Annotated in this window: 11 protein-coding genes and 1 tRNA gene; 4 read left to right on the top strand and 8 right to left on the bottom strand. The window is 69.9% G+C overall.

Features of this window, described 5'->3' with window-relative positions; genetic code table 11:
- Nucleotides 1-264: 264 nt before the first annotated feature.
- From E3O48_RS00745 to E3O48_RS00735, 3 genes are all read right to left on the bottom strand, one after another.
- Complete coding sequence (locus E3O48_RS00745) at nt 265-558, bottom strand: hypothetical protein (protein ID WP_134536942.1); 294 nt, start codon at nt 556-558, stop codon at nt 265-267.
- Nucleotides 559-682: 124 nt separating this feature from the next.
- Nucleotides 683-755 (bottom strand) — tRNA-Arg (locus E3O48_RS00740).
- Between the two features lie 42 nt (nt 756-797).
- Complete coding sequence (locus tag E3O48_RS00735) at nt 798-2,180, bottom strand: MFS transporter (protein WP_241982336.1); 1,383 nt, start codon at nt 2,178-2,180, stop codon at nt 798-800.
- 97 nt (nt 2,181-2,277) lie between these two features.
- Here E3O48_RS00735 and E3O48_RS00730 point away from each other — a divergent pair, with 97 nt between their 5' ends.
- Both E3O48_RS00730 and E3O48_RS00725 read left to right on the top strand, forming a co-directional pair.
- Nucleotides 2,278-3,012 carry a flavodoxin family protein gene (locus E3O48_RS00730; protein ID WP_134536940.1) on the top strand — a complete coding sequence of 245 codons (735 nt, stop codon included), beginning with the start codon at nt 2,278-2,280 and terminating at the stop codon, nt 3,010-3,012.
- A gap of 91 nt (nt 3,013-3,103) precedes the next feature.
- Nucleotides 3,104-4,672, top strand: coding sequence for a carboxylesterase/lipase family protein (locus tag E3O48_RS00725; protein WP_134536939.1), 1,569 nt, complete (start codon nt 3,104-3,106; stop codon nt 4,670-4,672).
- An 84-nt stretch (nt 4,673-4,756) separates the two neighbouring features.
- On the opposite strand, the gene mgrA is transcribed toward E3O48_RS00725, so the two are convergent.
- Entirely contained in the window at nt 4,757-5,782 is a 1,026-nt protein-coding gene (mgrA, locus tag E3O48_RS00720; RefSeq protein ID WP_255453677.1) for an L-glyceraldehyde 3-phosphate reductase, read from the bottom strand.
- A 108-nt stretch (nt 5,783-5,890) separates the two neighbouring features.
- Between mgrA and purL the strand changes: the two genes are divergently transcribed.
- A complete protein-coding gene (gene purL, locus E3O48_RS00715) occupies nt 5,891-8,200 on the top strand; it encodes a phosphoribosylformylglycinamidine synthase subunit PurL (RefSeq protein WP_134508967.1) in 2,310 nt (769 codons plus the stop codon).
- Between the two features lie 351 nt (nt 8,201-8,551).
- Nucleotides 8,552-9,295, top strand: coding sequence for a DUF559 domain-containing protein (locus E3O48_RS00710; protein WP_166788568.1), 744 nt, complete (start codon nt 8,552-8,554; stop codon nt 9,293-9,295).
- A gap of 148 nt (nt 9,296-9,443) precedes the next feature.
- Here the strand turns inward: E3O48_RS00710 and E3O48_RS00705 are convergent, their stop codons facing one another.
- From E3O48_RS00705 to E3O48_RS00690, 4 genes are all read right to left on the bottom strand, one after another.
- Nucleotides 9,444-10,376 carry an SDR family NAD(P)-dependent oxidoreductase gene (locus E3O48_RS00705; RefSeq protein ID WP_134536936.1) on the bottom strand — a complete coding sequence of 311 codons (933 nt, stop codon included), beginning with the start codon at nt 10,374-10,376 and terminating at the stop codon, nt 9,444-9,446.
- The gene (locus E3O48_RS00700) at nt 10,376-10,771 is read right to left on the bottom strand and encodes a chorismate mutase (RefSeq protein WP_134536935.1); all 396 of its coding nucleotides are present in this window, start codon (nt 10,769-10,771) and stop codon (nt 10,376-10,378) included. Before E3O48_RS00700 ends, E3O48_RS00705 begins: the two co-directional genes overlap by 1 nt.
- Nucleotides 10,772-10,902: 131 nt before the next feature.
- Nucleotides 10,903-11,853, bottom strand: coding sequence for a DMT family transporter (locus E3O48_RS00695; RefSeq protein ID WP_134536951.1), 951 nt, complete (start codon nt 11,851-11,853; stop codon nt 10,903-10,905).
- A 224-nt stretch (nt 11,854-12,077) separates the two neighbouring features.
- Nucleotides 12,078-12,722 (bottom strand): GNAT family N-acetyltransferase, encoded by a 645-nt coding sequence (locus tag E3O48_RS00690; RefSeq protein WP_134508959.1) that lies wholly within the window; start codon nt 12,720-12,722, stop codon nt 12,078-12,080.
- Nucleotides 12,723-12,728: the final 6 nt, after the last annotated feature.

The following is a 12,728-nucleotide window of genomic DNA, read 5'->3' as shown; positions in this document are numbered from 1 at the left end:
ACTCGCCCTCGCCGCCGGAATCTGGCACAACTGGCTCCTCGGAACACCCAACAAACGATCCCTCATCGCCTACGACCATTAGGACTCACTCATCTAGGGGGTGACTCTCCCCGTCGGCGCGGAGTAACTTCGGAATTACACTTCGCAAGCGTGGCGTTCTTGCCCGAGGGGGTACATCACCATGAGAATCACCTGCCCGTTTTGTCATTCGCCGGCCCGGCTCACGCCGAATCCTGCCCATGCCGAACGGCTGACCCTTCCGCTCTACGTGCTCAAGTGCACCGGCTGTGACCGCACCAGCGTGCGGCGCGACTCGGCCAGGCCGACGCGGAAAGTGCTCGCTGCGCGCTGACCGTCGACCGCGGCGTTCGCCGTCGCCCGCCGCACGGGCGCGTCAGCGCCTTCGGAGAGCAGCGGCAGCTCGGCGGTCTCCGCCGAGAAGGCGTAGCCGGGCACCGGGAAGCCGTCCTCCCAGAACAGGAGCGAATCCCGGCTGTCCACCACCGTGGTGCCTTCGACGAATGCGCGCACCCACCGGTCGCCGGGAAAGATCTTCATTGAGGTCTCCCTCGATCGCCTGTCGGACCATTCCCACAGTCTCCCCCCTCGGCTCGGCCGCGCAAGGGCAGGATCCCCAGGGGAAAACGAAAACGGCCCACCGAAGTGAGCCGCTTTCTTACTGTGCGCCCGAAGGGATTCGAACCCCCAACCTTCTGATCCGTAGTCAGATGCTCTATCCGTTGAGCTACGAGCGCAGTGGTGCCGTTCGAACTTTACGCTCGAAGACAACTTGGAAACTATAACAGTTTTTCCGAGCTGTCTCGTTCGTGCGAGGCGACGACCGGGGTGCGGATGCCCAGCCAGGACACGATCCCGCCGGCGAACATGAGCACGGCGACGACGACCATCACCCGCTGGAAGCCGGCCAGATCGAGCCGTTCGCCGATGATCGTGCCGGCCAGGGCCACGGCGATGAGGCCGGCAACCCGCGACACGGCGTTGTTGATGGCCGATCCGATACCGGCCTGCTCCGCCCGGATCGATCCCAGCACCGCCGAGGTCAGCGGCGCGACCGTGATGGCCAGGCCGAGGCCGATCAGCACGATGGCGGGCACCACCTGCAGCCACACGTTGATCGGCGGCACGGCGGCCAGGAGCAGCAGGAAGCCGGCCCCCGCGACCATGGGGCCGATGGTCATGAACCGGCGCGGGCCGTAGCGACCGGCAAGGGTGCCGAACAGTGTCGCGAAGAGGAGCAGCATGAGTGTGGCCGGCACCCCCGCGATTCCCGCCGCGGTGGCGGAGAACCCGCCCACCTGCTGCAGGTAGACCGCGAAGATGAAGAAGCCCAGGCTCAGTGCGGAGTAGATGCCGACGGTGGCGATGTTGCCGACCCAGAAGTTGCGCACTCGGAACAGCCCGAGCGGCATCATCGGCTGCGGCGCCCGGGCCTCCCACCGGAGGAACGCGGCGAGCGCAAGCACGCCCACGATGAGCGGCACGACGACCACCGGGCTGCCCCAGCCCAGTCGGCCCTGCTCGATCAGGGCGAAGACGGGGGCACCCAGGCCGACGACGGCCAGCCCCGCGCCCACGAGGTCGATCCGGGCGGCCGGGCCGGTGCGCGCCGGCTCATCGATCCGGGCCAGCACGATCAGGGTGACCAGGATGGGCAGCACATTGATCCCGAAGACGAAGCGCCAGCCGATCGTGTCGACCAGGACGCCGCCGAGCACCGGTCCCGCGATGCCGGCGATGCCGGTCCAGCCGGTCCAGGCGCCGATCGCCTTGCCCTGCGCCGGGCCGGAGAAGGTGGAGGTGATCAGGGCGAGGGAGCTCGGCACCAGCAGCGCGGCCGCCACGCCCTGCAGGATCCTGGCCACCACCAGCAGGGTCCCCAGCGGCGCCACGGCGCAGGCCAGCGAGGTGATCCCGAACCAGATCAGGCCCGCCCGCAGCACCCGCACCCGGCCGTAGGTGTCGGAGAGGGAGCCAGCCACGAGGATCAACGCGCCGAGGGAGAGCAGGTAGCCGTCGACCACCCACTGTTGCAGGGCCAGGTCGCCGCCGAACTCCCGCCCGATAGCGGGCAGCGCCACGTTGATGATGGAGCCGTCGAGGAAGGCCACGAAGGACGACAGGATGGACACGATCAGGACGCGGCGCTGGCGGGGGGTCACGCCGCATTTTAGCCCCGATGGCGGCGCCCCGGCAATGGTGGGGCCGCCCCCGGCCGGGCCCCTAGCCGGAGCCCCGGGCCGGTGCAAAACTGGCGCCATGACCCCGAACCGCAACACCCAGGCATCCTTCGAATACTCCGGCCTGCGGGCCCTGTTCATCAACTGCACCTTGAAACGCAGCCCCGAGGTCAGCCACACTCAGGGCATCATCAACCTCAGCGCGGCGATCATGCACGAGCAGGGCGTCTACGTCGAGACTCTCAGGGCGATCGACCACGAGATCGCCACCGGCGTCTACCCCGACATGACCGAGCACGGCTGGAAGACGGATGCCTGGCCGGCCCTGTTCGACAAGGTGCGCGCCTCCGACATCCTCGTCATCGGCGGGCCGATCTGGCTCGGCGACAACGGCTCGGTCACCAAGCGGATTATCGAACGGCTCTACGCGATGAGCGGCGAATTCAACGACAAGGGCCAGTACGTCTTTTACGGCAAGGTCGGCGGGGCGATCATCACCGGCAACGAGGACGGCGTGAAACACTGCGCGTCGAACATCCTCTACAGCCTGCAGCACGTCGGTTACACGATCCCGCCCGCGGCGGATGCCGGCTGGATCGGCGAGATCGGGCCGGGCCCCAGCTACCTCGACCCGGGCTCCGGCGGGCCGGAGAACGACTTCACCAACCGCAACACCACCTTCATGACCTGGAACCTCATGCACCTGGCCGCGATCCTCAAGGCCAACGGCGGGATCCCCGCCTATGGCAACCTGCGCCAGGACTGGGACAAGGGCGAGCGATTCGGCTTCCAGGCGAACCCGGAATACCGGTAGCGGCGCCACCGGCTGCCCCAGCACCCGCACCGGCACCCGCACCGGCACCAGCACCAGCACCGAGAAGGACCGTACGAGGAGACGAGGCGGCATGAGCGCGATCCTGGCCCACGACGCGCCGGTGCCGCTGCCTGGCCGCCTGGACGTGCGGGTCACCGGCGGCATCGTGCGCGGCGTGCAGGAGGACGGCATGCTGGCCTGGCGCGGGATCCCCTACGCCGCGCCGCCGGTGGGCGAGTACCGGTTCCGTGCGCCCCGGCCCGTCGTGCCGTGGGACGGCATCCGGGATGCGTCGGCGTTCGGGCGGATCGCGCCGCAACCGTACAAGGGCCAGTTCAGGGGAGCCGGGCCGAAGGTGCCCGCGGGCGAGGACTGCCTGACCATCAACGTGTTGCGCCCGGCAGCACCCTCCCGCAGACGGCTCGGCCGGCCGGTGATGGTGTTCATCCACGGCGGCGGGTACAGCGTGGGCTCGTCGCAGGAATTCGCCGGCCGCGGCGAGCGCTTCGTGCGGAGCGGGCGGGTCGTCTACGTCAGCTTCAACTACCGGCTCGGCGCGCTCGGTTACCTCGACTTCAGCCGGTATTCGACGCCGGAGCGCCCCCTCGAGAGCAATCTCGGGCTGCGCGACCAGGTTGCCGCCCTGGAATGGGTGCGGGACAACATCCGTGCCTTCGGCGGCAACCCCCACAACGTGACCGTGTTCGGCGAATCCGCCGGCGGCAACGCGGTGATCACGCTGATGGCGACGCCGAGCGCAGCGGGCCTGTTCACCCGGGCGATCGCGCAGAGCGCCCCGACGAACGCCTCGTTCTCCACCGCGCTCACCGACGGCTGGGCCGCGGAGTTCGTCGACGAGCTGCGGGCGATCACCGAGATTCCCGGCGGGGAGCAGGCCGACCCGAATGACCTGCTCTGTTCCGCGGAGGTCGCCGACCTGACCCGCGCGGCCGTGGTCGTGCAGTCTCGCACCCCCGACGCAAACCCCGGCACGTTCTGCCTGGCGCCCGTCGTCGACGGCGATTTCCTGCCCGAACGGCCGCTCGACGCGTTCCGGCACGGGCGGGCGCACCGGGTGCCGTTGATCATCGGCACGAACGAGCGGGAGGGCTCACTGTTCCGGGGCCGGGTGGACATCCTGCCCCGGTCGCCGTGGCGGATCGTGTCGGTCTACGACAACGCCCCCGTGTCCTCGCACGACGCGATGCGGGCGGTGTACTCCCGGCTGCCGGCGAACCGGTCTGCCGTCGACTTCGGCGGCGACTTCGTGTTCTGGTATCCGAGCGTGCAGATCGGCGAACTGCATTCCCGGGTGGCGCCGGTCTACGTGTACCGGTTCGACCTGGCCCCCCGGCTCATGCACCTGCTCGGCATCGGCGCGACCCACGGCCTGGAACTGTTCGCCCTGTTCGAGCAGGTCGACGCCCCCTTCGCCCGGGCGATGAGCCTGCTCGGCGGCCGCGCGGCGTTCATCGGCGCCGGGGAACGGATGCGACGGCACTGGCTGCGTTTCGCCGTCACCGGCCGGCCGGACGACACCTGGCCGACCTACACGGAGCCGGAACGGCTGACCCTGATCATCGACGAGGAGGACCGGATCGAGTCGGACCCGCGCGGGGAACGGCGTGCGGTCTGGCAGAGCTTCATGCCCGAGTTCTGACATCCGGGCCGGCCCCGCGCGGTGCCCACCGATGTGCTGAACGGCGGTTAGGACGGCGGTTTAGACGGCGGTTAGGACGGCGGTTTAGACGGCGGCCGACTGCGCCCAGAGGTTGATGCCCAGATCGACCGCGTGCAGGTCGATGCGGGCGAGTTCCTCGTCGTCGAAGGCCAGGTTGTCCAGGGCGGCCAGGTTCGTCTCCAGCTGGGCGACGGATGACGCCCCGACCAGGGCGGATGTGACCTCGCGGCGCCGCAGCACCCAGGCCAGCGCGAGCTGCGCGAGCGACTGCCCGCGGTCGGCCGCGATCGCGGTGAGTGCCCGGATGTGCCCCAGCGTCTCGTCGTTGATCATGTCCTTGCTCATCGAGCCGGGGCGGGCGGCGCGCGAGCCCTCGGGCACCCCGTGCAGGTAGCGGTCGGTGAGCAGACCCTGGGCCAGCGGCGAGAACGCGATGCAGCCGACGCCGAGCTCGTCGAGGGTGCCGAGGAGTTCGGTCTCGACCCAGCGGTTGGCCATCGAATAGGAGGGCTGGTGGATCAGCAGCGGGGTGCCCAGGCCGGCGAGGATCTCGGCGGCCTGCCGGGTGCGCTCGGGGGAATAGGAGGACACGCCGGCGTAGAGGGCCTTGCCGCTGGTAACCGCGGTGTGCAGGGCGCCCATGGTCTCCTCGAGCGGCGTGTCGGGGTCGGCGCGGTGCGAGTAGAACACGTCGACGTAGTCGACGCCCATCCGGCCGAGCGACTGGTCCAGGCTGGCGAGCACCGACTTGCGGGATCCCCACTCGCCGTACGGCCCCGGCCACATGTCATAGCCGGCCTTGGTCGAGATGACCAGTTCGTCGCGGTGGGCGGAGAAGTCCTGCCGCAGGTGAGCGCCGAAGTTCGTCTCGGCGCTGCCGTAGGGCGGGCCGTAGTTGTTGGCGAGGTCGAAGTGGGTCACCCCGAGGTCGAACGCGCGGCGCAGGATGTCCCGCTGCGTCTGGCGCGCGGTGGTGTCGCCGAAGTTCTGCCACAGCCCCAGTGAGATCGCGGGGAGTTTGAGGCCGCTCCGCCCGGTGCGGCGGTAGGGCATGGAGTCGTATCTGGTGTCAGCGGGGAGATAGGTCACCCATTCATGCTGGCACACTCCGTTGCAGTCCGTCCGGCTGGGGAGGAGAACAGCCCGCGACGGTAGACTTGCGGGGCCAAGCATCCGCTATCCCTGGGAGAACGCCTCGTGACCGCTGTTTCCACTTCATCCTCCCGCGGCGTCGCCGACACCGTGACCAACGCGATCGCGACACCCGACAAAGAGCAGCCGTTCGACGCGCTCGGCCTGACCCCGGGCGAGTACGCGGAGATCCGCACCATCCTCGGCCGCCGCCCCACCTCGGGCGAACTCGCGATGTACTCGGTGATGTGGAGCGAGCACTGCTCCTACAAGAGTTCGAAGAAGTACCTGCGCCAGTTCGGCGACAAGGTCTCCCCGGCCATGAAGAAGAACCTGATGGTGGGCATGGGCGAGAACGCCGGCGTGCTCGACGTCGGCGAGGGCTGGGCGGTCACCTTCAAGATCGAGTCGCACAACCACCCCTCCTACATTGAGCCGTTCCAGGGCGCCGCGACCGGCGTCGGCGGCATCGTGCGCGACATCATCTCGATGGGCGCCCGCCCGGTCGCCGTGATGGACGCCCTCCGCTTCGGCGACATCGACGACCCCGACACCGCCCGGGTCGTGCACGGCGTCGTCTCCGGCATCTCCTTCTACGGCAACTGCCTCGGCCTGCCCAACATCGGCGGCGAGACCTGGTTCGACAAGGTCTACCAGGGCAACCCGCTGGTCAACGCCCTCTCGGTGGGCGTGCTGCGGCACGAGGACCTGCACCTGGCCAACGCCACCGGCGCGGGCAACAAGGTCGTGCTCTTCGGGGCGCGCACCGGCGGCGACGGCATCGGCGGGGCATCCATTCTCGCGTCGGACACCTTCTCCGAGGGTGGGCCGACCAAGCGCCCCGCCGTTCAGGTCGGCGACCCGTTCGCCGAGAAGGTGCTGATCGAGTGCTGCCTCGAGCTGTACCGCGACAAGCTGGTCGAGGGCATCCAGGACCTCGGCGCGGCCGGCATCTCCTGCGCGACCAGCGAGCTCGCCTCCAACGGCGACGGCGGCATGTTCATCGAGCTCGACAAGGTGCTGCTGCGGGACCCGTCGCTCACCGCCGAGGAGATCCTCATGTCGGAGAGCCAGGAACGGATGATGGCGGTCGTCACCCCGGAGAAGCTCGCCGGGTTCCTCGCCGTCACCGCGAAGTGGGACGTCGAGACCAGCGTGCTCGGCGAGGTCACCGACTCCGGCCGGCTGATCATCGACTGGCACGGCGAAGAGATCGTCAACGTGGACCCGCGCACCGTCGCGGTCGACGGCCCCGTCTACGACCGGCCCGTGGCCTACCCGGCCTGGCTCGACGCGCTGCAGGCGGACACGGCATCCGCCCTGCCCCGCCCGACGGATGCTGCCACCCTGCGCGAGCAGTTCCTCGCCCTGCTCGGCTCGCCGAACCTGGCCGACCCGAGCTGGATCACTGACCAGTACGACCGCTACGTGCTGGGCAACACGGCCCTCTCGTTCCCCGACGACGCGGGCATGATCCGGATCGACGAGGAATCCGGCCTCGGCTTCGTGATCGCCACCGATGCGAACGGCCGCTACTGCCAGCTCGACCCGTACCGCGGCGCGCAGCTCGCCCTCGCCGAGGCGTACCGGAACGTGGCCGCGACCGGCGCGGTGCCGGTGGGCATCAGCGACTGCCTCAACTTCGGATCGCCGGAGAACCCCGAGGTGATGTGGCAGTTCGAACGCGCCGTCACGGCGCTCGCCGACGGCTGCCTCGAACTGGAGATCCCGGTCACCGGCGGAAACGTCTCGTTCTACAACCAGACCGGCGACCAGCCGATCCACCCGACCCCGGTCGTGGCCGTGCTCGGTGTCATCGACGACGTCGCCCGCCGGGTGCCCAGCGGCTGGCAGGACGACGGCCACAACATCTACCTGCTCGGCATCACCCGTGAGGAACTCGACGGCTCCGCCTGGGCCGGCGTCATCCACGACCACCTCGGCGGCCTGCCGCCCGTGGTCGACCTTCCTGGGGAGGCGCGACTCGCTGGACTCCTGCACGCAGCGTCGATCGAAGCGCTGATCGACAGCGCGCACGACCTCTCGACGGGCGGGCTGGCGCAGACGCTGGCCGAGGCGGTGCTCCGGTTCGGGGTCGGCGCCCGGGTTTGGCTCGGCGACATCTGCGAGCGCGACGGGGTGGACGCATCCGTCGCCCTCTTCTCGGAGTCGGCCGGCCGCGTGGTCGTGTCGGTGCCGCGCGAGGACGACGTGAAGTTCCTCGGCCTGTGCGAGGGGCGCGGCTACCCGGTGCTGCGCATCGGCGTGACGGATGCCACGGCGCCGGTCCTCGAGATCCAGGACTACTTCACGGTGAGCCTGCTCGACCTGCAGTCACGCCACCGCAGCACCCTGCCCTCCCGCTTCGCCCAGTAGCCACTGATTAGGCCGCGAGAGCGGGTGAATCGTCGGTTTCAGCTTCTGATACCGACGATTCACCCGCTCTCGTGGGAGGGCAGCTCGGGTCGGGGCTCCGGTGGGGCGCCGGTGGGGGGTGCTGGGTTCGGGTGTGGATGAATCGGGCGAACGGATGCCGGTTTGGGGCATCCTCGGGGGATGAAACGGGCCGGGAAGCTCCCGCGGCACTTGAGCGCGCGAGCATTCACGACGGCAGAGGGACTCGATGCAGGTCTCAGCCGTGAGCGTTTGCGGCGTGCCGACCTGGAGCATCCGTACCGGGGCCTGCACGCGGCCCCCGGGATCACCACAACGATCGAGTCCCGGATCGTGGCCTACAGCCTGCGGATGTCCCGCGACCAGTTCTTCAGCGACGTGACCGCGGCGATCATCCTTGGTTTGCCGTTGCCGCTCGGCCTGGCGCGTTCGCAATTGCTGCACGTGTGCACCGACAAGCCGGCCGCCCGGCACGGAAGCTCCGGGGTCATCGGCCACCATGTCCGCGCCGGGAGCATCGCCGTCGTGGAGGTTCGGGGGCTGCGAGTCACATCGCCGGTCGATACCTGGTGCCGACTCGCATCCGTACTCGATCTCGACGACCTGATCAAGGTCGGCGATGCGCTGGTGCGCCGCAAGAAACCGCTGGCGACGATGGAGTCGCTTCGGGCAGCAGTCCTGCGCTATGCGGGGCATCGGGGCGCGAGGAAGTTGCGCGAGACCTTCGACTGGGTGCGACCCGGGGTCGACTCCCCGAAGGAGACCGAGTTGCGTCTGTTGATCGTGCGGGCAGGGCTGCCGGAGCCGGAGGTGAACTGCGCTATCACCGACCGCCTCGGGGTGAAGATCGCCACCGGGGATCTGGTCTACCGCCTGTACCGCGTGCTCGTCGAATACGACGGCGAGCAACACCGCACCGACGAGGATCAATACCACTGGGATGTCGACCGGCTCGACCGGATCATGGAGGAGGGCTGGCGCGTGATCCGGATCAACAAGTCCCACCTGCGAAGCAAACCGGCGTCGGTGCTCCGCAAGGTCGAAACGGCACTGCGCGCCGCTGGATGGCGTCCCTGACGCGGACCGCGGCACCTCCGTGCACGCGAGAGCGGGTGAAACGTCGGTTTGGACAACTCAGACCGACGATTCACCAGCTCTCGCGGCGAAGAGCGGAGAACAGCAGGGAGACTCGACGTGGGCGGGCGCCGCAGCGGGGACGGGCCTGCTAGAGCGGGAAGGGGACACCCAGGAGCTGCTCCGAGCGCGACCAGAGCGACTCGGCCACCGCGGGGTCGAGCGAGGTGCGAGTGGGCTCCTGCAGCGTCGGCAGGCCGCGCGTGAGGTACCGCGGGCCGTAGTAGTCGCCGCCACGGGCATCCGGGTCCACGGCCGCGCGCACCGTGGGCCACGCGCCCGCATCCTTGCCCTGCGCGCCGAAGGCCTGCAGGTTGTCGGCGAGACGGGTCGCCCGCGACGGCTGATTGACCCCGCGGATGCCCAGCGTCAGCCCCGAAATCGAGTAGCCGGGGTGGGCGACGAGGCTTTGCACCCCGTCAGCGCCGCCGGCTCCGGCCGCGCGCAGCCGTCGATCGAGCTCGAAGCCGAACACCTGCGCGGCGATCTTCGACTGTGCGTAGGCCTTCCACCGGTTGTAGCCCGACTCCAGTTGAAGGTCGAGCAGCGGGGAGTCAAGCAGCCACGAGATCAACGAGCCGAGTGAGACGACCCGGCTGCCCGGCGTGCGCCGCAGCGCCGGCAGCACGAGCGCGGTGAGCGCGAAATGGCCCAGGTAGTTGGTGGCCAACACGAGTTCGTTGCCGTCGACACTGACCTCCCGGTGGCGCGGCGGGTGCACGACCCCGGCGTTGAGGATGAGGCCGTCGATGGACGGGAGTTCGAGCAGGGCCTCGGCCGCTCGTCGCACGGAGGCCAGGTCGGCCACGTCGAGCGGCACTGTCGAGACGGATGCCCCCGGCACCCGCCCGCGGATCGCCCCGGCGGCGGCCCGGGCCCGGTCGGGGTTGCGGCAGGCGAGCACGACGTGGGCGCCGGCATCCGCCAGTTGCTCGGCGGTGAAGTAACCGAGCCCCGCGTTGGCGCCCGTGATCACGAAGGTCTTGCCGGCCTGGCCCGGGAGGCTCCGCGGGTTCCAGGTCACTAGGTGGGGTTCGCCCCGGTCGCGGCGGATCCGGTCGCGGCGGATCCGGCGGCACGGGCGCCGCCGTTCACGTTCTCGGTGCCGGCGATCTTCTCATGGTGGTGGATCACTTCGGCGATGATGAAATTGAGGAATTTCTCGGCGAACCCCGGGTCGAGCCGGGCCTCCTCGGCGAGGCCGCGCAGGCGCTGGATCTGCAGCAGTTCCCGGGTCGGGTCGGCCGGCGGCAGACCGTGCGCGGCCTTGAGCCGGCCGACCTGCTGGGTGAACTTGAAGCGCTCGGCGAGCAGGTGGATCAGCGCCGCATCGATGTTGTCGATGCTCTGCCGGATGCTGCCCAGCTCGTCGATCGCATCCTGCCCCGCGCCCGCGGGCAATTCCTCTGCTGCTGCCATGGTTCGACGATACCGTGCGGCCGAAATCGCCGCCGACTTCGACCCTTCCGGTCGAGGCCGACCGGTGTGCGGGGCGGGCTGGGCCGGAAGGGCGGATCTCGGGGGGGGCGGGGACTTCGCGGCGGCGGGACTCAGCGGCGCGGGGACCCAGCGGCGCGGGCGGGGGCGGCGGCCGCGCTGCCGGGAGGAGACTCGCGGGCAGCCGCCGAACGGCGCGGCGGCAGCCGGAGCCGTTTCTGGGCGAGCAGGATGCCGAGGAGCACCAGGGCCGCACCGAGCGGTTCGTGCCAGGACAAGGTCTCGCCGAGCAGGAGCACACCCAGCAGCACACCGACCACCGGGGTGACGTAGGTGACCGTGGACGCGTTCGTCGGCCCCCAGGCCCGGAGCACGTTGATGTTCCAGATGTACGCGACGCCGGTGCCGAGCGCCCCGAGCGCGACCAGGCTCAGCACGATCGGTGCGGTGAGGGCCACCGGATGCCACGCCAGCACCGGGGTGAGCAGCAGCATGATCGCCCCTCCGAGCCCGATGTTGAGGAAGGCGAAGGTCGCTCCCGCGATCGGCCGCCCACTGAGGAACCGGCGGGTGTAGCCGAAGGTGAAGCCGTAGCAGACCGCGGCGCCGAGGCAGGCGAGCTGGCCCCAGAGATCGCCGGTCAGGGCCGCATACTGCCACGGCCCGATGATCACGACCACGCCGAGGATGCCGACGGTCACGCCGACGACCTGGCCGCGGACGAGTCGCTCCACCCGGAAGGCGAGAGTGGCCATCAGTGCCGTCATGATCGGGGTGACGGCGTTGTAGATGCTCGCCAGGCTCGAGGACACGTACTGCTCCGCCCACGCGAACAGGAGGTGCGGCACGACGCATCCGGTGATCGCGATCACGAGGAAGTGCAGCCAGACGATGCCCTCGCGTGGAAGCACCGGTCCCCGGTTCACTCGGGGCCGGGTGACGAGCACGATCAGGCCCAGGGTGAGGCCGCCGAGAACGAGCCGGGACCAGGCCACCTGGCCGAAGCTGACCCCGGCCAGGGCGACCTTCATGAACAGGAAGCTGGAGCCCCAGACCACGCCCATGCCCAGGAACTGGAGGGTGACGATGGTCTTGCCTGACGTCGGAGTGTCGATCACCTGCCGACCCTATCGCGGCCGGGTGCGACCGGCGCCGGATCCGGCCTCGACGGCCGAAACCCGCCGAGTTCTACCCTTCCGGTCGAGGCCGACCGGTGTGCGGGGCGGGCAGGGCCGCAACGGTAGAACTCGGCGGGCGGGAGCGGACGGGCGCGGGGGGCGGGCGGGGCTCAGCTCAGCTGGCCGATTCGGTAGTGCACCGCCTGGGTGCCGTAGCCGTCGAGTCTTGCCCGGAGGCCGGCCCGCACCCGCGGCCACTCATCCTCGAGCACCGAGTACACCACGGTGTCGCGCCAGCTTCCGTCGGCGCGGCGTCGCTCACGGCGGATGGTGCCCTCGTAGGTGGCCCCGATGCCCGCGATGGCGGCGCAGGAACGCAGGTTCAGCGCGTCCGCCTGGATCTTCACCCGGCCGAATCCGTGCTCGAAGGCGAGGCCGAGCAGCAGGAGCTTGGCCTCGGCGTTGACGGCGGTGCCCCAGACCCGCGGGTCGTAGGCGGTCCAGCCCAGGTGCGCCGTGCCGTTGGCCAGGTCGAGGTCGCCGAGGGTCGAGGTGCCGACCAGGTCTCCGTCATGCGGGCCGCCGATCAGGCGCACCGCGTAGGGCAGCCCCGCCCACTGGTAGTAGCCGAGGGCCCAATCGATGAATTCACCGAGGCCGGCGCGCAGCCCGGCCGGCCCGCCGCCGTAGCCGCCGGCGAAGACGGCCGGCTGGGCGATCGCCCGGTGCAGCTCGGGCAGCAGCACGCGCGTCAGCGGCTCGAGCTGCAGGTACTGGCCCGCGATCGTCGCGGGCGCCGGGCGAAGGGCGCTCATCCCGAC

Source organism: Cryobacterium sp. HLT2-28, from assembly GCF_004402495.1.
Lineage (GTDB): Bacteria > Actinomycetota > Actinomycetes > Actinomycetales > Microbacteriaceae > Cryobacterium > Cryobacterium mannosilyticum.
The sequence above is the reverse complement of the archived record's forward strand: the minus strand, read 5'-3'. Positions and strand labels throughout refer to the sequence as shown.